Raw genomic sequence first — 21,871 nt, forward strand, 5'->3', positions numbered from 1 at the left:
TGTCAACGTGAACTTGTCGGGGCAAGGCCCCTCCATCTTGCTACGCAAGACCGTTCTGTCGCTTAAAAGCCCCACTGGGGCTTTCATTGCTGCGCTACGCTTCGCAAACGCGAACTTTTGAGAACACGCCATTTTCGGCAGATTGCGAGAAAATGCTCTGAAAACTTTGGCGAAAAGAGAGAGCCGGATGGCTCGTTTTACTTATTTGTTTTTTACCAGCAGTGACTGATACGGTTCCAGCTCCACATCCGCCAGCCAGACGGAAGTGCCTTCCGGGGTGTGGTACTCGCCACCCAGAGCGTCCAGACTTGCCCCCGCCGGGTACTCGGTAAAGTTGAACAGTCCCACCAGCGTTTCCTCGCCGCGCTTGCGCACCAGCGCCAGCACACCGGGGTTGTGGCTGTCCCATGTGGTCACCCACGCATCCGGGGCAAAGCAGGGGTCTGCCCGCATTTGGCGCAGCTGCTCCATGCCCTGCCACAGCTGGTTTTGCAGTGTGCCCTTTCGGGTGCGCTGCTTGGCATCTTCCCAGTTGAATTTGCTGCGGTGCAGGTTGCGGCTGTCCTCCACACGGTCAGGGTCGTTTTTGTAGTCCCAGCCATTGAGCTGTGCAATTTCATCCCCGCAGTTCAGCATGGGGAAACCCTGCAAAAACGCCATGGCAGTGTGCAGCAGAAGATCACGCTTCACGGCGTAGTCCAGTGCGGTCTTATCGTCCTTTTCCAGTGCCTGTTCGATACCGCACAGGCTGGCGGTGGTGCCGCAGCTCCGGGCATCGCCGGTGGCGGGGTCGTAGTTGTACAGCTCGCCCTTTGCCCAGCTACCGGGGAAATTGCCCTCGTAGAAGTGGTAGAGATATTCTTTATGCTTCTGCGGGTCGATGCTCAGCCGTTTTTCCACCGCCTCGTCCAGACCCCAGCCGATGTCATCGTGGCAGCGCAGATAGTTCACGAACCAGCAGTTGTCCGGCAGGGCGTGCAGGGCATCCAGCTGCGCCTTCAGCAGCCGGGTATCCCGGCTGGCAAGGGCACCCCACAGGTTGACCATGGTGGACACGTTGTAGAGCATGTGGCATTCCGGCTTTTCCGGGGTGCCGAAATAGGCGGCAAGCTCCTTGGGAGCCATGACTACCTCGCCCTTGAGGATGACCGCCGGGCAGACGCATTCCAGCACCATGCGGAGCATCCGCACGATGGTGTGCACCTGCGGCAGATTGCGGCAGGTGGTGCCCAGCTGCTTCCAGATGTAGGGCACGGCGTCAATGCGGAACACCTCTACGCCAAGGTTTGCAAGGTGCAGAATGCTCTTGGTCATGTCCACGAACACCGCCGGGTTGGCGTAGTTCAGGTCCCACTGGTAGTCGTGGAAGGTGGTCAGCACCCACTTGTGCATTTCTTCGCACCATGTAAAGTTGCCGGGTGCGGTGTTGGGGAACACCTGCGGCACGGTCTGCTCGTACTGGTCGGGGATGGTGCGGTCGTCATAGAGATGGTAATAGGCCTGAAACCACGGGTCGCCCGCCTTTGCCGCCATGGCCCAGCGGTGGGTGCTGGCGGTGTGGTTCATGACAAAATCCAGACACAGGCTGATGCCGGCTTTCCGCAGTTCACGGGTCAGGTTTTCCAGATCCTTGTTGGTGCCAAGGGCAGGGTCTACGGAATCGAAATCCTCCACTGCATAGCCGCCATCGTTGTGGGGATGGGGCATCTGCAGCAGGGGCATCAGGTGCAGATAGGTCAGCTTCTGCTCCTTGAGGTAGGGCAGTTTCTTTGCCAGTTCTTTCAAATTTCCGGCAAAGAGGTCGGTGTACATGGTCATGCCGAACATATTGCCCCGCTTGTACCACTCCGGGTCGGCAGAGCGCGCCTTGTCCAGTGCTTTCAGCTCGGCACTGCGGGCGTTGTAGGCTTCTGCCATCTCCCGCTCCAGAACTTCCAGCCCTTCCCGGTTGTGGTACAGTTCCATGAACAGCCATTCCAGTTCGTCCTTGTGCTTGGCAAACCGGGACTCAAATTCCTGTTTTGTTGCCATGGTTCAGCCCTCCACTTCTGCAAGGGTGGGCATGGCGGGGATGGCACCGTGACGGCTGGTGGTGATGCTGGCAGCCTTGTTGGCAAAGGCCAGAATGCCTTCCAGCTTGTCCACGGTCAGGGTGTTCAAATCCTCCTTGCAGAGCTTGGACAGAGCAGCCCCAAAGAAGGTATCGCCTGCGCCGTTGGTGTCGCCCACCTTGCAGGGGACGCCAGCCACATGGCCGGTCTTGTCCCCAAAGCGGTAGAATACGCCGTTTGCACCCAAGGTGACAAAAATCAGCCGGATGCCGTTCTGTGCCAGTTGTGCCGTGCCGCTTTCGCAGTCGGTGGTGCCGGTGAGCAGGGGCAGCTCTTCATCAGACACTTTCAGAATATCCACCAGCGGCAGGGGAGCCTTCATCTGGGCAATGGCATCCTCTTTGTTCTTCCAGAGGTTGGCACGGTAATTGGGGTCATAGGTGATGGTAGCCCCCAGTTTTTTGGCACGGGCGGCAGCGTCCAGCGTAGCGGTACGGGAGGGGTCAGCGGTCAGGCTGACAGAACCGAAGTGGACGATTTTGGCAGCTTTCAGAGCCTCGTCCGAAATATCCTCTTTGCACAGCATCACGTCAGCGTTGGCACTGCGGTAGAAGCTGAAATCCCGCTCACCGGTGGCATCCACCGAAACAACAGCCATGGTGGTGGGGTGGTCTGCATCCACAGCCATGCCGGAAACGTCCACCTTGTTCTCTTCCAGAACCTCTTTCAGGTAGCGGCCAAAGGCATCCGCACCCACCTTGCCGATAAAGGCGGTCTGTGCGCCCAGCCGGGCGGCAGCCACAGCCAGATTTGCCGGGGCACCGCCGGGGTTTGCGGCAAACTGAGGAATGCCCTTTTCATCCTTGCCGGTCTGGGTCAGGTCGATCAAAACTTCGCCAATCGTTAAAATGTCCATGGTTGCTCTCCTTATCATTCATCATAGTGGGGTGTCTGCTCCGGGAACTGCTGGCTGATCTTTTCTTCAATGCCATAGGCGGCATTGAAATCGTTGTACAGCAAAAAGAAGCAGACGAACCAGATAAACCACACACCGAGGAAAGGCACAAGAAAGCCCGTCCACGGCAAAAACAACACAAACAGCAGCCACCATACCAGCTGAAGTACGGCTGCACCCAGAACGTGCTTGCCGTATTTCAGGCAGAATAGCACGGCATTTTGCAGGCGGTGAAGGTTGCTTTCTTCAAACAATACCACCTGCGGCCAGAACGCAGTAAACAGCATGAACAGAATCAGCAGCCCGGCCAGAAAAACAGCCATGGTTCCGATACCGGGCAGACGCTCCCCGGAGAACAGCACCATGCCGAAAAACAGCTCGATGCCAAGTGCCAGGCTGAACACCACACCGGGCAGAAGGGATGCTTTCCAGTTTTGTTTCATGCCCTTGCAGTAGTTTTCCCACCAGCCCCGGGGCGCATCCCGGTAGCTGCGGAACAGCGCGTCCATCATGCAGGAAATGGCCGGCCCCACCAGCAGTCCGCCCACCACGCAGACCGGGATCAGCACCAGCAGACTGGAAGAAAGCAGGGCGTACCCCACCCCCAGCCCATAGGGGATGCACAGACCCAAGGTGACAAAATCCGCAAAGAGAAAGCTTTTCCAGTCTCGTTCCAGCAGCTCCTGATACCGGGGCAGACCAGTGGCGCGTTGACCATGGATGACCGGGTCACTCGGAAAGAATAAGCCCATTTCTACGCCTCCTTAATAGGTGCAGCCGTTCAGAAATTCGGTCAGTACAGCCAGTGCATCGCCGGTGTAGCTCTCCTGACAGGAAAGCTCCCACTCTATGGCACTGGTGCCCTTCTGTCCAAAGGCGGCAACGCCAAAGGCATAGGGGTTGCTCTTGTCCTGATAGGCAAACTGAATGACAGTGTACTCCTGCCCGGCGGCAGTCAGGGTCTGTGTGTCAGAAATATCGTAGTTCTGCTGTGCCAGCTCCTGCCAGCCGGAAACAGCGGAAGCTGCCTTTTCTTCGGTCTTGTTTTCCTGTACCACCAGCGTCAGCTGGGCATCATAGAGATCGACTGTCTTACCCTCGCTGTTTTCATAGGGCTGGGGTTCTCCGTTGACCCAAGAAGCATAGTACAGGCCGTTGGCGGCAAGGATATCCTTGTTGTCCAGCAAGGTGAAGTCCTCCGGCGGGGCAGGGGCAACCAGCGTTTTGCCTACCGGAGCCGTCCCATCCGCATTTACCAGCGGATCACTTTTCAAATTTTCATCCTTCACACCGCAGCCAGTACAGAGAACTGCCGCCAGCGCAAGTGCTACAACACACAACCAGTTCCGTTTCATGGAGTTGCTCCTTCCGTCAGAATCTCCCACAGCCGCTGTGCTCCTTCCCGGGCAAGGGCGGCTTTTTCGTTCTTGGGCTCTTCATAAAAGGCCCTGCGGCCTAAAAATAATCCGTTTACCAGTTCTGCGCTGCTGCCAGTAACGGTGGTTCCCAACACGGTGGTCTGATACGTTCCAAGGTCGTATCCGGCCAGCACCGGGCAGTCTGCCCAAGGCACGGTCTTTCCGGCGGCGGTATAGTCGTTGTCGCCCGGCGGAGTGCCGTCCCAGTTGGCAAGTGCCTGATAGTCCAGCTGAAAATGCGCCGGGTCATCCAGCAGCAGAAAATAGCTTTCCTCGGCGTTCATATCCGCCAAAAACTGCATCTGTGCGGCAAGCGCGTAAGTAGAAGCGTTTTCCACGTCCTCAGTGTCGCTGACATACTGGTTGAGCTTGACCGAAACGATTCCGTCGCCGTTCAGATCTTCGCCATACTGCGCAAAAGCGGCTTCGATGGCGTGGGCTGTATCCTCCGGCAGAGCACTTTTGCCCACATAGGCGATCTGATAGTCCGGCAGGGTTTCGCCCCAGTGCAGGGCGTTGCCCAGCCAGCTGATGCCGACCCAAAGCGCCACAGCCGCAATAATAAGGTAGAGCCAGTGGTAATGCAGCCAATTTTTGAACCAGTACCACCGGCCTTTTTCCGGGGCGGTCATGCCTTGGTGGTGCCGCCGTAGGCGTAGCGCACCGGCAGACACAACAGGGAGGGAGTGTTAGCGTGGGAGTCCTGCAGCACCAGATCCACGCAGGTCTCTGCCATGGCTTCTACCGGCTGGATGATGGTGGAGCAGTAGTAGTCCTGATCTCCAAAGGCGCGCAGACCGTCGTAGCCGATGACCTGCACATCCTCCGGTACGCGCTGCCCCATCCGGCGCAGCATCTTGATGACGGCGACCGCCAGCTTGTCGGTGACGCAAAAGATGCCGTCAAAGGCCAGCCGTCCGTCCTTCAAGTTCTCTTCTAGAAAGTGCTCGAACTCACTGAGCGGCGCGTCATCCATCAGGATCTTTTGGGTGCAGGGCAGCTGCATGGCTTCACACTCTGCCACAAAACCGTCCCGGCGTTTGTTGGTCTCGCTGGTCAGCGGGGAGCCGATGCGCAGGAATGCCAGATTTTTGCAGCCGTTTTCCACCAGCTTCTGGGCCGCCAAGCGCCCGCCGTTGTAGTTATCAGAGGCCACGCAGGTGGTGCTGCCACTGAGATAGCGGTCGATGGACACCGACCGCACATCCGGGGGAATCTTCAGGTCGGGGTTGTAGGTCAGGGCAATGATGCCATCCACCTTGTTCTGCGCCACCATCTGCACCATTTCCTGCTCCTTGGTGTAGTCGTATTCCGTATCGCACAGCAGCATCCGATAGCCGCGGTTCACCAGCGCCCGGTTGATGTAGTGTGCCACCATACTAAAGAAAGGGTTGAGCAGATTGGGCAGGATGACCGCCACGGTGTAGGTGCGGTTGTTCTTCAGCCCCTTGGCGTAGGCGTTGATGTGGTAGTCCAGCGTCTTGATGGCCTGTTCTACCTTTTTACGGTACTCGTCACCCACTGGGATGCCGTTGATGACCTTGGATACAGTGCCCAGAGAGACCCCTGCCTCCTTGGCCACATCCTTCATAGTAGGGGCGGTGTTCTGTTTTGCCATGCGGGCCACTCCTTTGTTCGTGAAACGTTTCTATTTCAAGTGGATATATATCAAAGGAAATCTTGCTGTATTCCTGCTAACTCTGAGGTTCTTGCAACTTCAGTATAGCATGGTTTTTCCAGAATGTAAAGACTTTTTTCGTGAAATTTCATGAACCGTTTCACGAACGCACGATGATGCATTTTGCACAAAAACATCCTACCGCAAGTGTGCAAAACGTTGAAAACATGGATACAAGGCATTTTTTGCGTAAAATCCTGTTGACACAAAAACGCTGGCGTGTTATCTTTGTGTTGCAAGCCGTGTAACGTTTCACGGGAAACGACAAAAAACGCTCCCCGAACGGCAGGGAACCCCGCCCACGGGCCTGTGGGCAGCGTAAAAACAAGAAGGAGGAGTTTTTATGACGCAGACCTCGCCAGCTGCTGCACGTCAGCTGGACGCTATCCCGGTCCACCGCAAAAGCCTCAGCCAACGGCTGCGGGAAAACTGGCAGCTCTATGTGATGCTGCTGATCCCGGTGGTGCTGACCATCGTTTATAAGTACTGGCCCATGTACGGCATCCAGATCGCCTTCCGGGACTTCAAGGCAAGCCGGGGCATCACCGGCAGCGAGTGGGTCGGCCTGTACTGGTTTGAACGGTTCTTCACCGCACCCAACTGTGTGCGCATGATCAAGAATACCGTGCTGCTGAGCCTGTACAGCCTGCTGTGGAGTTTCCCCATCCCCATCATCCTGTCCCTGTGCATCAACCAGCTGCGCTTTGCAAAGTTCAAGCGGGTGGTGCAGACGGTGCTGTATGCACCCCACTTCATCTCCACCATGGTCATCTGTGGTATGATCAAGATTTTCCTCAGCCCCTCGGGTGGTCTGCTGAACCTGATCCTGGGCACCAGCGTGGACTTCCTCTCGGAGAGCGCCGCCTTCCGCACCATCTATGTGGCATCCGGCATCTGGCAGGAAGCCGGATGGGGTACCATCATTTATATGGCTTGTCTGGCTGCTGTGGATACCAGCCTGTACGAAGCCGCTAAGATCGATGGCGCGTCCATGTTCCAGCGTATCCTGAACATTGATATCCCGGAACTGGTACCCATGATCGTGCTGCAGCTCATTATGAGTGTAGGCAACCTGATGAACGTGGGCTTTGAAAAGGTGCTGCTGCTGCAGACCGAACTGAACAAGGCCACCAGCGACATCATTGCCGTGTACGTCTATGAACAGGGCATCATCAACGCCAAGTACAGCTATTCCACCGCTGTGGGTCTGTTCAACACGGTGGTCAACATCATCCTGCTCATCATCGTCAACCGCATCGCCAAAAAGGCGGCAGACGTCAGCTTTGTGTAAAGGGGGCGAACCGTTATGGCAAAAAACATTGCAGCATCTCGTCAAAAGAAGCCCGGCGGTCTGTCCGATAAGGTCAGCGACATCGTTCTGGTGGTCATCTGCGCCGCCGTCATGCTCATCGTGGCCTATCCGCTGTACTACGTTCTGGTGGCGTCCTTCTCAGACCCCTACGACGTGTACGCCGGCAAGACCTTCCTGCTGCCCAGCCAGTTCACCCTGAAGGGCTATCAGGCTGTGTTTGCAGACAGTGCGCTGTTCTCCGGTTTTATGAACAGCATCAAGTACACCGTCATCGGCACCATCTACTCGGTGGTCATGATCTATCTGGTGGCATATCCGCTGAGCGTCAAAGACCTGCCCGGACGCAAATACATCAGTCTGTTCTTCGTCATCACCATGTATTTCGGCGGCGGTCTGGTACCTACTTACCTGATCGTTAAGGAAACGGGTCTGCTGGGCAGTATGTGGGCACTGTTCCTGCCCGGTGTGGTGGCTGTGGGCAACGTGATCATCGTCCGCAACTTCTTCGAGAACAACATCCCCCGGGAACTGCTGGAAGCCGCCGAGATCGACGGTGCCTCCAAGTGGACCGTCTTTGTAAAGATGGTCATCCCTCTGAGCCGTTCCATTATGGCCGTTATGGTGGTGTACAGCATGGTGGCCTACTGGAACGACTGGTTCACCGCTCTGATCTACCTGAGAGCCGATCAGGCTCCGCTGCCGCTGGTGTTGCGCAATATCCTGATCAAGAGCTCCACCAGCGCCAGCCAGTCCTCTATGGTAGCGGGCGGCTTTGCAGAACTGAATAAGCTGACCGAAATGATCAAGTTTGCTTCCATCATCGTGGCAGCTGCCCCCATGCTGATCGTTTACCCCTTTGTACAGAAGTATTTTGAAAAAGGCTTCATGGCAGGTGCAGTCAAGGGCTAAAATTGCGACCGCGGCCTGCGGCCGAAACAGGGAGCAATTTTTGGCGCAGCGGTCTGCAAGACGCGAGTGCCGCCCAAGGCACGAAGCGGATGCAGGGCACCGCAAGAGGTTTTAAACGACCGCAGCCTATTCCAGAAAACGAAAAGAACCTGATATAACATTACAGAAAAGGAGAACAACCATGAAAAAGATGATCTCTCGCCGCAATTTCCTGAAGGTTTGCGCCGTTGCCGGTTCTGCCGTGGCACTGTCTGCCTGCGGCGGCAGCAAAAAGGCCGCTGCACCCGATCCCTCCAACACCGACCAGACCAGCTTTGACATCGTGGGCGGTCAGTCTGCTCTGAGCCCCGGCTACAACGACAACGAGGTGCTGAAGAAGCTGGCAGATAACGTGGGCGTTAAACTCAATTACGAGACCATGAGCGACTCCCTCAGCGAGCAGGTGAACATCCGCATTGCAGGCGACCAGCTGCCGGACGCCTTTATGGGTGTAGGCTTCTCCAACTACGATATCGCCAACTACGGTGCAGACGGCACCTTCCTGGACCTGACCCCCTATATCAACGCCGAGATCATGCCCAACCTGACCAAGATCCTGGACGAGCATCCCAACATCCGCGCCGCTATCACCATGAGCGACGGCTGCATCTACGGTCTGCCCGCTGCCGAGCAGATGGGCACTGCCGGTATCGGTGACGACGAGGATTACAGCATCTTCACCATTCCGCAGTTCTCCATGATCAACAAGCGCTGGCTGGACGAGCTGGGGCTGGAAGTGCCCACCACGCTGGACGAGCTGCACACCGCCCTGAAGGCCTTCAAAGACAACGATATGTCCGCCAAGGTCTACGGCAACGCTCCCGGCAGCACCATCCCCATGTCCACCGGCTTTGACGAGTGGTGCTGGGGTCAGAACATCTTCTACGCAGGCTTCGGATTCACCAACTGGCCCAACGATGTGTGCAACGATCTGGTGCTGCAGAAGGACGGCAAGTGCCGCTTTGTCTGCGCCGAGGACAACTACCGCAAGGCGATCACCTACTTCCACGACTGGTACGCCGAGGGTCTGATGGACGTGGAGATGTTCAGTCAGGATACCAACCAGCTGCTGGCTAAGGGCGCACAGGGCTATCTGGGCGTTTCCACCTGGTGGTACATCGAGGAGCTGATGGGCGATTACTCCAAGGACTATGTGTTCCTGCCCGTACTGGACGGCCCGGACGGCACTCACAACGTCACCGTGCGTACCGGCGGCGGCACTAACAGCGGCAACCTGAACGTGACCAACAAGTGCCAGAGCCCCGCCAACCTGCTGAAGTTCTTTGACCAGTGGTATGACGGCGAGACCGTGATGCAGCTGCAGTACGGCCCCATCGGCGTGTTCTTCACCGAGCAGGACGCCAACGGCAAGTGGAAATCTATCACCGAGGAAGAGGCCAAGGCAAAGTACAACAAGGGTGCCGGTGAGCTGAAATCCACCTACGAGGTCTGGGGTCCCAAGCTGATCCTCAGCGAGTACTACGACAAGTACTTCTACATGGAGGACCGCGCCATCGAGCGTCTGACCGACCTGAAGGACTTCTGGATGCCCTTTGTGGACGACACCACCACTTACCCCATCGACTGCGTGTTCACCAGCGAGGAACTGGACACCATTGACCGCTACCGTGCAGATTTTGAGAATGCAGTCTCTGAGCAGGAAGGCCTGTGGCTGAAGGATGGCGGCCCCTCTGATGACGAGTGGAGCGCATACCTCGACACCCTGACCAACAGCTGCGGCATGGACAAGCTGCTGGAAGTCTACCAGAACGCTTATGACCGCTACAAGGCCAACGTCTGATTTTGAGCGACAAGGAGGCATCCGCGATGCCAAGTGAAATTTTGAACAAAGCCCGTGCCTACGAGGCCAAGCACGGCGCTGCCATTTCCCCGGCGGAACGCCCTGCTTACCACATGACCCCTTATGTGGGCTGGCTGAACGACCCCAACGGCTTCTCTTATTATAAAGGGAAGTATCACCAGTTCTATCAGTATAACCCCTACGATGTGCGGTGGGCGCCCATGCACTGGGGTCACGCCGTCAGCACCGACCTGCTGCACTGGGAGTATCTGCCCTGTGCGCTTGCACCGGATTCTCCGGCAGACAATGGCCCCGGCTGCTTCTCCGGCTCGGCCACCCAGATGGATGACGGCAAGCAGCTGCTGATGTACACCAGCGTGGTGGCAGAAAAGCAGCCCAATGGGGAGATGCGGGATATCCAGACCCAGAGTATTGCCATCGGTGACGGTCTCGACTACGAAAAGCCTGCCTGCAACCCGGTGCTGACCCAGAAGGATCTGCCGGAAGGCTTCAGTAAGTTTGATTTCCGGGACCCCAAGATCTGGCGTGAGGCCGATGGCACCTACTCTGTCGTCACCGTCTGCCTGGCCGAGGACGGCAGCGGCGCAGCGGCACTGTTCCAGAGCAAGGACGGCTTCGACTGGCACTTTGTCACGGTGCTGGAACGCTGCAACAATCAGTACGGCAAAATGTGGGAGTGCCCGGACTTCTTTCCGCTGGATGGCAAGCAGGTCTTGATGCTTGGCCCCATGGAGATGCTGCCCAAGGGCGAGTTCCACAACGGTCACAACGTGATTGCCTTCATCGGCAACTACGACGAAGCCACCCACACTTTCACCAAGGAAAACGTGCAGCTGATGGACGGCGGCATCGACTTCTACGCCACCCAGACCACCCTTGCCCCGGATGGCCGCCGGATCATGACCGCATGGCTGCAGACATGGTCGGACACCGAGGATAAGCCCAAGGGCTGCAAGTGGTTCGGGCAGACCATCTGCCCGCGCGAGCTGCACATCAAGGACGGCCGCATTGTTCAGGCCCCGGTGCGGGAGCTGGATGCCGTCCACGGTAAGCGCACTTTCCACGAAAATGTGACGGTGCAAGGCGAAACTTCTCTGGAAGGCATCAAGGGCCGTGTGGCCGACCTGACCGTCACGGTGCAGCCCGGCGAATACCGCTCCTTTACCCTGAAGCTGGCCGCCGATGCAGACCATCACACCAGCCTGACCTACGACCCCTACACCTCGCAGCTGACGCTGGATCGCAGCTATGCCGGTTCCCGTGCCGACATCGTGCATACCCGCAGCTGCAAGGTGCGCAGCCAGAACGGTGCGCTCAAGCTCCGCATCCTGCTGGATAAGAACAGCATCGAAGTTTTCGCCAACGATGGCGAGCAGACCATGACCGCATGGATCTACACCCCCCAGTCTGCCGACGGCATTGCCTTTGCTGCCGATGGCGAAGCAACTGTTACAGTGGAACAGTTTGAGCTGAATCTGTAACCTGATATTCCCTTCATTTCTCCTTCATCAATACAGCCCCGCTTTGGCTTCTCCTTCGCCAAAGCGGGGCTGTGTTTGTTATGTCATGGATTTTCCAGCCTGCCGTGGTCACAGCCAAGTGACAGGTAGTGCTCAATCTCCCCTCTCAGCACAAGCTGAGCATACTCCAAAGGCTTATTGTATAGCAGTCAGTCCAGCTCTGCCCGCTGTGCCGGGGTGTTGCCGTATTCGTCCTCCACGGCGATGCAGTCGATGGCAAGGGTAGTGCCACCCTCGAACCGGGCTTCCACCCGGTTGGTGTCCATGTTGTAGAGGCAGGAAAGCAGTTTGTTCATAAGAAAGCCTCCATGTTTTTCACATTTACTTCTTCTGCGGTGGAAAGTTCCGGCTTGTCCGTTTGCAGATTCATGAATCCGCTTTGTGATGCAGCCCTTTGCAGGTCTGCACCCATCCACCACACGCTCCAATTTTACGCTAAATGCGAACAACGCTCTTTTTGCTCTGCACAAAATCCTACATCGTTTGGCGTAAAATTGGCGTATGGCGTAGTTTTCGCTGGAAATCCGTCAAAAGAAAAAGCCCGAAACTTCTCAGTACATCAAGAAGTTTCAGGCTTTGTTTTGCTTAAATTGGGAATTTACTGCTCAATCGGCTTCATCGTGGGGAACAGCAGCACATCACGGATAGAGGCACTATCGGTGAGCAGCATCACCAGACGGTCTACGCCGAAGCCCAGACCGCCCGTGGGGGGCAGACCGTACTCCAGTGCGTTGACGTAGTCGTAGTCCACCTGTGCCTTGCACTCGGGCTCCAGCGCCTTGCGCTCGGCCACCTGACGCTCGAAGCGGCCCTTCTGGTCGATGGGGTCGTTCAGCTCGCTGAAGGCGTTGCCGTACTCGGTGCAGTCGATGAAATACTCGAAGCGCTCGGTGAAGGCGGGATCATCCGGCTTGCGCTTGGCCAGCGGGCTGATCTCCACAGGGTAATCGTAGATGAAGGTGGGCTGGATCAGCTTGTCCTCCACAAAGGCGTCGAAGAACTCGGCCAGAATGGCGCCCTTGGTGGGCACCTCGGGCAGTTCCACGTTGTGCGCCTTGGCGGCAGCGATGGCGTCCGCATCGGTCTGCCAGTCGTTGAAGTCCACACCGGAATACTTCTTCACAGCCTCCACCATGGTCAGGCGCTCCCAGTGGCTCATATCGATCTGCTTGCCCTGATACGGAATGACCAGACTGCCGCAGATCTTGAGGGCAAGGCGCTTGTACAGCTCCTCCACCAGATCCATCATGCCATGGAAATCCGTAAAGGCCTGATACAGCTCAATGGTGGTGAACTCCGGGTTGTGCTTGGGGTCCATGCCCTCGTTGCGGAAGATACGGCCCACCTCGTACACGCGATCCATGCCGCCCACGATCAGGCGCTTGAGGTACAGCTCGGTCTCGATGCGCAGCACCATGTCCATGTTCAGGGTGTTGTGATGGGTGTAGAAGGGGCGCGCGGAAGCACCGATCTCGAACGGGGTCAGGATGGGGGTATCCACCTCCAAAAAGCCCTTCTCGTCCAGATAAGCGCGGATCTCCTTCAGGATGCGGCTGCGCTTGATGAAGGTGTCCTTCACCTCCGGGTTTGCGATCAGGTCCACATAGCGCTGACGGTAACGCATCTCGGTATCGGTCAGGCCGTGGAACTTTTCGGGCAGGGGGCGCAGGCTCTTTGCCAGCAGGGTCAACTCGGTGGCGCGCACGCTCAGCTCGCCGGTCTTGGTGCGGAACACCTCGCCCTTCACGCCGATAATGTCGCCCACGTCCAGCTTTTTAAAGGCGGCGTAGGCCTCGTCACCCAGCTCGTCGCGGCGGACATAAAGCTGGATATCGCCCTTGTCGTCGCGCAGATGGGCAAAGCTGGCCTTGCCCATGACGCGCTTGGACATCATACGGCCTGCCAGTGCCACCAGCTTGCCGCTGTCGGTCTCGTTGGGCAGTTCCTTAAATTCTTCCTTCAGGTCAGCGGAATACGCGTCCTGCGGGAACTTGGTCAGGGTAAAGGGGTCGTTGCCGGCGGCCTGCAGGTCGGCCAGCTTCTGGCGGCGCACCTGTACCTGCTCGCTCTCGGACAGACCCGCAGCGGGATTTCTCTTTTGCTCTTCCATGGTTACTCCTACTTAGTTTGCAGAATGGGTGATGGCCAGCACGGTGTACACCACGGTCTGGCCGGTGGGCAGCAGCACTTCGGCCTTATCGCCCACAGCCTTGCCCATCAGGGCGTGGCCTACGGGGCTCTCATCGCTGATCTTGCCGTTGAAGGCGTCAGCCTCGGTGCGACCCACGATATCGTATTCCTCGGCTTCGTCCTCGCCGGTCTCGCGGATGGTAACGTGGGTACCCACGGAGACGTTATCCACGCTCAGCTCGCTCTCGTCGATTATAACTGCGTTCTTGATGGTCTGCTCCAGTTCGGTGATGCGGTTCTCCACCAGACCCTGCGTATTCTTGGCCTCGTCGTACTCGCTGTTCTCAGACAGGTCGCCGTGGCTGCGGGCTTCCTTGATCTCTTCAGCCAGCTCCTTGCGGCGGACGGTTTTGAGGTATTCCAGCTCCTCCTGCATTGCCTTCAGACCGGCAGCGGACATCTTGATCTCTTGTGCCATTTGAGAATCTCTCCTTGTTATTAGCTGTATTTCTTTCGCGCAGCCACAAAGCCGCACAGGAATGCCATTTTGACTACACTATTATAATAGCAAGCCGGTGCCTTGTCAACAAAAAAGGCGGTGCTGGGGCAAAAAAGCACGCAGAGCGGAAGAACGGCAGGGGCAGAGCCGATCAAAGAGTGATACTTTCGATAATTCGTGCTCTTTTTGGGCATTTTGCGCCATTTCCCTTCCAAAATACGATAAAATGTAATATAATGGAAGTACCGTAATACATACCCCCCCCCCGTAAATAATACGAGGGGAAAAAGGAGGTTGTACCATGAAACAAGGCAAACTTATCCGACGTGCAGTATCGGCAGCGCTAACCGGATGCATGATGTTCACCCTCTCAGCCCCGGCTCTGGCTGAGAGCACTGATGCACTGATGCAGTTGAACATCAGCGGCAACCGTGCGGTCAGTGTGCTGGATGCGGAAAACGGCAACGGCATCACAGTTAATGGCGTAGAGGTCACAGATGCTAACAAGGACGATGTCCTTGCAGGAACCTTGAATGCCGGTAAACTCAGATATGAAAACGGTGCATTATGCTCAGATAATGTACAGCTCTCAGGTATTCTGCGTGTAACTGCGCCGGGCACGAATATTGAACTGAACGGCGGAGCGTACAGTCCTCTGGCTACAATCTATATTAATGATGCAGATAACGTAACAATCTCCAGCGATAACTACTCCGCGATTGGCAATAAGGCAGAGATTGACTGCACCGGAAAAGTAACGATCAATGCGTCTGGTAATTTTGGCACCTATGCCATAGGTGCCCGTTCTCAGGCAGACGAGGGCACTCTGATCATTCGGAATGCCAGTGCAGTAGAGATCAATGCACCCCAGTATAATCAGGTCATCGGCGGACGGAAGGGCATCGCCGATATTACCTGCAACGGTCCTGTTACCATCCGCGGTAATGCAGAAAGCGGCAATAGAATTGCCAAGAACTTCACCTACCAGCGCACGGATGGTGCAGACTACGTCTACTACACCAGCGAGGATGCGGAGACAGAAGCCATCGACGGAAGCATTACACCCATCCCGTCCGATGCACCCTACAGCTATCTGCATATTGAGGAAAAGACGTTTTCCGCAATTACCGTAAACAATGGAATCGCAAAAGCGGGCGGAAGCGAAGTGCAAATGGCCTTCAACGGTCAAAAAGTGACCGTCACCGCCCAGATTGATGAAACTGACGAGCGAAAATTTGACGGCTGGGAAGTAGTAAATGCTCCCGCAGGCTTTACGATCTCTGCCGAAAAACTGGCGCAGAAGGAATTTTCGTTCATCATGCCTACAGGCAATGTAGAACTGACCGCACACCACAGCAACAAGCTTGAGGTGTCCGGCGGTACTGCCAAAGTGAACGGTAACAGCAATGCAGACTTTGCCCGCCCGGGCGCAGCCGTTACCGTGACCGCAGGCAGCCCCGAGGATTACCAGTTTGACCACTGGGAGGTATCTGGCGGCAATATCGGCAAGACCGAAGAGGAGCTGAAGGTCAGCCCTCTGAGCTTCACCATGCCGGATGCAGCCGTCAAGCTGACCGCTGTCTACAAGGCTGCTGTCAAGGTGAGCAACGGTACTGCCCAAACGGACAATACCACCGGTGAGACGGTGTATGCACTGGAGGGTGCATCCGTTACCGTGACCGGTCACGACAGCAACGCAAGCTTTTCCAAGCTCGTAGGCTGGAAGCTCAAAAAGGGCAGCCTTACTGCAATCATCGATGCGGACGGCAATAGCCTGAATGTTACGGTGGACGCAGAAAACAATTATCTGCTGGATGCCAGCGGGGCAAAGATCAAAAACGAAACTTTTACGTTCACCATGTCTGACAAGCCTGTGGAACTGAGTGCTGTCTACAGTATTCCCGCCATCGCAATGAGTCTGCCGGTCATCGTGGAAGGCGGTACAATCAATTGCACGCAGGACAGCTTTGTGCGTGTAAAGGCGGGCGAAAAAGTCACGATCAAGGCTGATGCACCTGCTGAAAACATGCAATTCCATCACTGGAAAGTGGAAGAAGGCACCAGCGCGGACTTTGGCGTAACGGTCGGCACGCTTGGCTCTGATACGGAGCAGGGTACTGAGGAGATCGCATTCATCATGCCCCGGGGTGCTGTCAGACTGACAGCACAGTGGTCCGCTACTCCGGCGACCCGACCCGATCCAGATCAGCCGCTGGACGAGGATTTCGGTGTTGATACTCCTCAGCCGAAGCCCGAACCTGAAGAGCCCGAAGCACCCGCAGAGTCCGCCGCCGGTGCTATTGCAGCAGTCGCCATTGGCGGCGCAGCAGTCTGGGGCGGCTACGAGATCACTACCCGCGCCATCCTGAAGAACCTGCTGCCCGCAGATGCAGCCATCCCCAAGACTCAGGGCCAGCTGGCTGAGCTGCTGTGGCAGAACGCAGGCTGCCCCCAGCCCACCATTGCACAAGCCACCGATGCCGCTGCCGCCGCCCGCTGGTGTGTCGAGCAGGGCTATCTGGAAGAGGATTTCGCCCCGGAAAAGTATGTACCCAAATACAAGGTGATCCGTATCCTCAAACAGGCTAAAAGCGCCACATAACCTCTGATATCATCTCACATCACTGCACAAAAATGGACGGAGGAGCGTCTTTGACGTTTCTCCGTCCATTTTCTTTTAACACACTCAGACCAGCTTTGGCACCTCTGCGGTCAGCAGTTCTGCCAGCCGGGCGTGACCCTTGCAAGTCAGGTGCATAAAGTCCACCTCGTTGAACTCGCACTCGGCGGCGTCCATAAAGTGCACGCCCTGCCGCTCGGCTACGATGCGCAGCTGCTCGGCGACCCCGCGGGATTTTTCCACGCAGCCTGCGCCCATGACGGCATCGTGGAAGCCGTCCTTGATGCAGGGCGGCGCCACCACCAGAATGTTAGGCGCTTTGCCGCCCCAGCAGTCCACGCTTTTCACCTTGAGCAGCAGCCGCTCCATGCCCGCACCGATGCAGGCGGCGTTTGCGCCAAAGCGCTCCTTGACGTCATTCGTGCCCAGCATGATGATGAGCAGGTCGATGACCTCGTGGCTCTTGAGCAGGGCGTAAGCCACGCTCAGCGCATCCATGGATTCGTGCAGCGGGTCCACGAATACGGTAGTGCGGCCGGAAAGCCCCTCCTCGGTGACTAGATACTCCTCGCCCAGCGCCTTTTGCAGGCGGCAGGTCCAGCGCTCGTCCTCGTTGAAGCGGATGCCGTGGTCGGCGCAGTCGTTGGGGTCGGCGCAATAGCCGTGGGTGTTGGAATCACCCAGACAGAGAATATGCTTTTTCATAACCAAATCACTCCTTTTCCATCGTCTGCCGGAAGTAGTACACAGCGCCCACCATCCCGGCGTCATTGTGCAGCTGCGCGGCACGAATTTCCAGCCCTTCGGCAAAGGCGGGCATGACGGATGCTTTCACCTTTTCAGCGATAGGCTCGATAAGCAGCTTCTGCTGGGCAGACACGCCGCCGCCGATCAGGATCAGCTGCGGGTTGAAGATATGCACCATGCCTGCAAGCCCCTGCGCGATCTCGTCCGTCCATGCGTCCAGCAGCGCCAGCACGGTCTCGTTGCCCGCTTCTGCGGCGGCAAAGATGGCGCGGCCATCCTTCCATGCCGGGTTTTCCTCCTGCGCGGCGCGCACCAGAGCAGTGGTGGCAGCGTAGCGCTCCCAGCAGCCCTTTGCGCCGCAGGTGCAGTCCACGCCGTCCAGCGCATGGGTGCGGTAGTGGCCCAACTCACCGCCCAGACCCCGCGCACCTTCCAGCAGACGGCCGCCGGTCAGGATGCCTCCGCCCACGCCGGTGCCCAGCGTCACGCCGATGACGTCCGTATAGCCCTGTGCACCGCCGACCCACACCTCGCCCAGTGTCATGCAGTTGGCGTCGTTGGCTACCGTGACCGGCAGACCAAAGGTCTTTTCCAGCTCCGCCTTGATGGGTGCGCCGATGTAGTTGGGCAGATTGCCGCAGGTACCCGCCACGATGCCCTTGCGGCTGTCGATCTGCCCGGTGGCAGAAACGCCGATGCCCGCAAGGCTTTCCGCCGGGACGCTCTGCGCGGCAAGGAAAGCTTGTGCAGCCTTCAGCACGGTGATCAGGATGGGGGTGCGGTAGCCGTCAAAGCTTACGCTCTCTTCGGCTTTCGCCAGCACTGCACCGGCTTCGTCCACGATGCCCAGCTTGACGGCGGTGCCGCCGATGTCGATACCAAGATAGTGTTTCATAGCAGGCACTCCCCTGTGTTATTTCTTTGCGGCGTTGATGGCACCGGTAAAGCGTGCGGTGATCTCTGCCGGGCGGGTAATGGCACCGCCCACCACCAGCGCAAAGGCACCGGCTTCCAGCGCCTTGACCGCCTGCTCCGGGTAGTGGATATGACCCTCGGCAATGATCTTTGCCGGGCACTCTGCGGACAGCTTGCGGATGAAGTCAAAGTCGATATCATCAATGCCGGTGGTCTCCGGGGTGTAGCCGCGCATGGTGGTGCCTACAAAGTCGGCACCGGCTTCGGCGCAGAGCATGGCATTTTCAAGGTTATCGCAATCAGCCATCACCAGCTGTTCGGGGTACTTTGCCTTGATGGCGCGGATGAACTGCGCGGAGGTAGAGCCGTCCGGGCGCAGCGCACCGGTGCCCTGCACGGCAAGGATATCCACGCCGCAGGCCACCAGCTCGTCCACTTCCTTCATGGTGACGGTAATGTACATGGGCGTGCCGGGGTAATCCTTTTTGATGATGCCGATGACCGGCAGGTCCACCACCTGCTTGATCTGGGTAATGTCCCGCACGGTGTTGGCGCGGATGCCCACAGCCCCGCTCATGGCGGCAGCTTTCGCCATCAGGGGCATGACCCCGCCCTCCTTGGTATACAGCGGCTCGTGCTCCAGTGCCTGACAGGACACGATGAGTCCGCCCTTGATCTGTGCAAACAGCTTTTCCTTATCCATTCTTACTCCTCCATTCTGATCTTGACAACGGCCTTGCGCACGCTGACGCAGCCGTGCTGTACAAGGCCGGGTTTATGCAGTTCCTCCGGAAAGAACAGTACAAAGCGTCCTTCGCCCAGTGCACCGGTCACTACGCTGGCACTGTCCTGAAAGCCGCAGTCCCCGGTAAACTCCCCGATCTCCGCGCCGGGCAGATTGGTGTAGCCCCAGCCCTCGCTGCCGGTAAGATCCACCTGTAAATCAGCATAAAGCTTGTGGTACTCCGGGTGGTAGCCCGCGTCTGGGTGCAATGTGGCATCCATCAGGTTGATGAACACCTTATCGCCGTCCACCTCGGTGCGTCCCAGCGGCAGGGCGGCAAGGTCGTGGGTAAGCAGATAGTCAATGGCGGTATCCAAGTTGGGGTGCAGTCCCCTGTACCGGCCCAGATGCTGCAAGGTATCGCAGATCATTCGCGTTTCCTCCAATAAAAGAAGCGCCCGCCTCCCCTCTGAAAAAGAGACGGAGAGGGGCGCTTTTATCCTGTTACAGCTTTGCGATGGCAGCTTCGATCATGGCCTGTGCCTCGGCAACGATGGGCTCATCCTCGGGGATCAGGCCGGGCATCGGGGCGCGCACGCTGCCCAGCTCCAGACCATACATCCGGCGCAGAATCTCCTTTTGCACGGCATACAGGTTGCCGTGGGCAGAGCACATCTTGTAGATGATGCGGTTGGCCTCGTACTGGATAGCGCGTGCCTTTGCGATCTCGCCCTTTTCCAGATGGGCATTCATGGCCAGATACAGCTCCGGCATTACGGCATAAGTACCGCCGATGCCGCCGTCTGCACCGATGACGCGGCCGGAAACGAACTGCTCGTCCGGGCCGTTGAACACCACAAAGTTTCCCTCGCCGCGGGCGGCGATACCGGCATCCTTGAACATCTGGATGTCCTGCGTGGGCATGGAGCTGTTTTTCACGGCCACCACGTTGGGGTTCTTCAGCATCTCGTTCAGCAGGCTCATGGTCAGCGCCGTGCCAGCCAGCTGCGGGATGTTGTAGATGACGAACTCGGTGTTGGGTGCTGCTGCGGACATATCGTTCCAGTACTTGGCAATGGCGTACTCCGGCAGGTGGAAGTAGATGGGCGGGATGGAGGCAATGGCGTCCACGCCCACGCTCTCGGCGTGGCGTGCCAGCTCCATGCTGTCGGCGGTGTTGTTACAGCCAACGTGGGCAATCACGGTCAGCTTGCCCTTGGCTTCGCTCATCACGGCTTCCAGCACCGTCTTGCGCTCCTCGACGTGCTGGTAGATGCACTCGCCGGAGGAGCCGCCCACATACACGCCCTTGACGCCCTTGGCGATCAGGTGACGGGTCAGCGCCTTGACCCCCTCCACCGAAATGTTGCCCTCTGCGTCATAGCAGGCGTAAAAGGCAGGGATGACACCCTGATATTTTTTGATATCTTTCATGTTTCAAGCCCTTCTTTGCAATCAGTAATAATTCAAGATAAAATAGTCGTTCGTATCAGGTTCTGAGGCTTTTTGCTCCGGGCGGGGGGTATTTTTGCCCTCTTGCCGCTGTCGCAATTTTAGCCCTTGACCGCACCCATTGCGATGCCCTTGGTGAAGTACTTCTGGAAGATGAGGAAGATGATGATGATCGGCACTGCGGCCAGTGCGGCACCGGCCATGATCAGGCCGAAGTCGGTGCTGTTCTCTGCCTGCAGTTTTGCAATGCCCAGCGAGATGGTCAGGTTGCTGGTGCTGGACAGCATGATCAACTGCATGAAGTAGTCGTTCCAGCTGTTGATGAAGGTAAAGATGGCCAGTGCACCGATACCGGGCTTGACCATGGGCAGCACGATCTTGACAAAGGTGCGTGCCTCGCTGGCACCGTCGATGCGGGCAGCTTCCAGCATTTCTGTGGGGATGCCCTCACTGAACTGCTTCATCAGGAACACGCCGAACGGCCAGCCCACGATGGGGAAGATGACCGCCCAGATGGTGTTGTACAGGTTCAGTGCGCTCATCTCCCGCAGCAGGGGGATCAGGATGACCTGCTTGGGCAGTGCCATAGCGCAGACGATGAGGGTGAACAGCAGCTTGCGGCCCACAAAGCGCTTTTTGGCCAGCGCATAACCGGCCATGGCGGCGGTCAGGCAGGTAAGGATCATGGACATAACGGCCATGAACACAGTGTTGATCATCCAGCGGATGGCAGCGGGAGCCATGGGGCCTACCGAGAAGTAGACGGGCTCGCCGCTGGCGCTGAATTTGGAGCCGAAGGGCACAGCCAGCTGCCACAGCGGGGCACGCTTGCCGGCAAACAGCTTCTGGTAGTTGGTCAGCACCCACTGGCTGGGCCACCACTCGGGGGTAGTGGCGTTGATGGCGGCACCGGTCTTGAAGGAGCCGGTGATGATCCAGTACAGCGGGAAGGCGAACAGCACCGCCATGATGCTGATGAGGATGATCGCCAGAATGGCGTAGGCGCTCATCTTTTTCAGTTTACTGGGATGGCGCTCCAACGGTTTTTGCTTTTTTGCAGCAGTTGCACGCATTGTTCCG

General features: G+C 57.4%; 19 protein-coding genes and 1 pseudogene. 5 read left to right on the forward strand and 15 right to left on the reverse strand.

Annotation, left to right across the window (positions count from 1 at the left end; all coding sequences use genetic code 11):
- Nucleotides 1-201: 201 nt before the first annotated feature.
- The 6 genes from MTP43_RS11260 to MTP43_RS11285 are packed head-to-tail and all read right to left on the reverse strand — an operon-like array spanning nt 202 to nt 6,042.
- Nucleotides 202-2,031, reverse strand: coding sequence for an amylosucrase (locus tag MTP43_RS11260; protein ID WP_112121393.1), 1,830 nt, complete (start codon nt 2,029-2,031; stop codon nt 202-204).
- A 3-nt stretch (nt 2,032-2,034) separates the two neighbouring features.
- Nucleotides 2,035-2,967, reverse strand: coding sequence for a carbohydrate kinase family protein (locus MTP43_RS11265; RefSeq protein WP_112121392.1), 933 nt, complete (start codon nt 2,965-2,967; stop codon nt 2,035-2,037).
- Between the two features lie 14 nt (nt 2,968-2,981).
- Nucleotides 2,982-3,758, reverse strand: coding sequence for a hypothetical protein (locus MTP43_RS11270; protein WP_112121391.1), 777 nt, complete (start codon nt 3,756-3,758; stop codon nt 2,982-2,984).
- A 12-nt stretch (nt 3,759-3,770) separates the two neighbouring features.
- A complete protein-coding gene (locus MTP43_RS11275; protein WP_112121390.1) occupies nt 3,771-4,361 on the reverse strand; it encodes a hypothetical protein in 591 nt (196 codons plus the stop codon).
- Nucleotides 4,358-5,056, reverse strand: a complete 699-nt coding sequence (locus MTP43_RS11280) for a hypothetical protein (RefSeq protein WP_055186450.1) — start codon at nt 5,054-5,056, stop codon at nt 4,358-4,360. Before MTP43_RS11280 ends, MTP43_RS11275 begins: the two co-directional genes overlap by 4 nt.
- Nucleotides 5,053-6,042, reverse strand: coding sequence for a LacI family DNA-binding transcriptional regulator (locus tag MTP43_RS11285; protein ID WP_055186449.1), 990 nt, complete (start codon nt 6,040-6,042; stop codon nt 5,053-5,055). The genes MTP43_RS11280 and MTP43_RS11285 overlap by 4 nt, the downstream gene beginning before the upstream one ends.
- A gap of 403 nt (nt 6,043-6,445) precedes the next feature.
- On the opposite strand from MTP43_RS11285, the gene MTP43_RS11290 reads away from it, so the two are divergent.
- The 4 genes from MTP43_RS11290 (at nt 6,446) to MTP43_RS11305 (ending at nt 11,665) form a co-directional block, all read left to right on the forward strand.
- The gene (locus MTP43_RS11290; protein ID WP_055186448.1) at nt 6,446-7,393 is read left to right on the forward strand and encodes an ABC transporter permease; all 948 of its coding nucleotides are present in this window, start codon (nt 6,446-6,448) and stop codon (nt 7,391-7,393) included.
- A 15-nt stretch (nt 7,394-7,408) separates the two neighbouring features.
- Nucleotides 7,409-8,323, forward strand: coding sequence for a carbohydrate ABC transporter permease (locus tag MTP43_RS11295; protein WP_112121389.1), 915 nt, complete (start codon nt 7,409-7,411; stop codon nt 8,321-8,323).
- 181 nt (nt 8,324-8,504) lie between these two features.
- On the forward strand, nt 8,505-10,163 hold the full coding sequence (locus tag MTP43_RS11300; RefSeq protein ID WP_238057043.1) for a substrate-binding domain-containing protein: 1,659 nt from the start codon (nt 8,505-8,507) through the stop codon (nt 10,161-10,163).
- A 26-nt stretch (nt 10,164-10,189) separates the two neighbouring features.
- The gene (locus MTP43_RS11305; protein WP_112121388.1) at nt 10,190-11,665 is read left to right on the forward strand and encodes a glycoside hydrolase family 32 protein; all 1,476 of its coding nucleotides are present in this window, start codon (nt 10,190-10,192) and stop codon (nt 11,663-11,665) included.
- A gap of 83 nt (nt 11,666-11,748) precedes the next feature.
- Here MTP43_RS11305 and MTP43_RS11310 read toward each other — a convergent pair.
- From MTP43_RS11310 to greA, 3 genes and pseudogenes are all read right to left on the reverse strand, one after another.
- Nucleotides 11,749-12,000 (reverse strand): annotated as a pseudogene (locus MTP43_RS11310) (DUF6061 family protein).
- 302 nt (nt 12,001-12,302) lie between these two features.
- Nucleotides 12,303-13,814, reverse strand: coding sequence for a lysine--tRNA ligase (gene lysS / locus MTP43_RS11315; protein WP_005920647.1), 1,512 nt, complete (start codon nt 13,812-13,814; stop codon nt 12,303-12,305).
- A 12-nt stretch (nt 13,815-13,826) separates the two neighbouring features.
- Nucleotides 13,827-14,312, reverse strand: a complete 486-nt coding sequence (gene greA / locus MTP43_RS11320) for a transcription elongation factor GreA (RefSeq protein WP_005920649.1) — start codon at nt 14,310-14,312, stop codon at nt 13,827-13,829.
- A gap of 322 nt (nt 14,313-14,634) precedes the next feature.
- Here greA and MTP43_RS11325 point away from each other — a divergent pair, with 322 nt between their 5' ends.
- Nucleotides 14,635-16,935 (forward strand): InlB B-repeat-containing protein, encoded by a 2,301-nt coding sequence (locus tag MTP43_RS11325; protein ID WP_117526441.1) that lies wholly within the window; start codon nt 14,635-14,637, stop codon nt 16,933-16,935.
- Nucleotides 16,936-17,019: 84 nt separating this feature from the next.
- Here MTP43_RS11325 and MTP43_RS11330 read toward each other — a convergent pair whose 3' ends face one another.
- From MTP43_RS11330 to MTP43_RS11355, 6 genes are all read right to left on the reverse strand, one after another.
- Nucleotides 17,020-17,658, reverse strand: coding sequence for a GDSL-type esterase/lipase family protein (locus tag MTP43_RS11330; RefSeq protein ID WP_005920655.1), 639 nt, complete (start codon nt 17,656-17,658; stop codon nt 17,020-17,022).
- A gap of 7 nt (nt 17,659-17,665) precedes the next feature.
- On the reverse strand, nt 17,666-18,595 hold the full coding sequence (locus tag MTP43_RS11335) for an ROK family protein (RefSeq protein ID WP_005920656.1): 930 nt from the start codon (nt 18,593-18,595) through the stop codon (nt 17,666-17,668).
- Nucleotides 18,596-18,613: 18 nt separating this feature from the next.
- Nucleotides 18,614-19,318, reverse strand: coding sequence for an N-acetylmannosamine-6-phosphate 2-epimerase (locus MTP43_RS11340; protein WP_005920659.1), 705 nt, complete (start codon nt 19,316-19,318; stop codon nt 18,614-18,616).
- Between the two features lie 2 nt (nt 19,319-19,320).
- On the reverse strand, nt 19,321-19,770 hold the full coding sequence (locus tag MTP43_RS11345) for a YhcH/YjgK/YiaL family protein (RefSeq protein ID WP_005920660.1): 450 nt from the start codon (nt 19,768-19,770) through the stop codon (nt 19,321-19,323).
- Nucleotides 19,771-19,843: 73 nt separating this feature from the next.
- Nucleotides 19,844-20,773, reverse strand: coding sequence for a dihydrodipicolinate synthase family protein (locus tag MTP43_RS11350; RefSeq protein ID WP_005920661.1), 930 nt, complete (start codon nt 20,771-20,773; stop codon nt 19,844-19,846).
- A 119-nt stretch (nt 20,774-20,892) separates the two neighbouring features.
- Nucleotides 20,893-21,864, reverse strand: coding sequence for a carbohydrate ABC transporter permease (locus MTP43_RS11355; RefSeq protein WP_005920663.1), 972 nt, complete (start codon nt 21,862-21,864; stop codon nt 20,893-20,895).
- Between the last annotated feature and the right edge of the window lie 7 nt (nt 21,865-21,871).

This window comes from Faecalibacterium sp. IP-1-18 (genome assembly GCF_023347355.1).
Classification (GTDB): Bacteria; Bacillota; Clostridia; order Oscillospirales; family Ruminococcaceae; genus Faecalibacterium; species Faecalibacterium prausnitzii.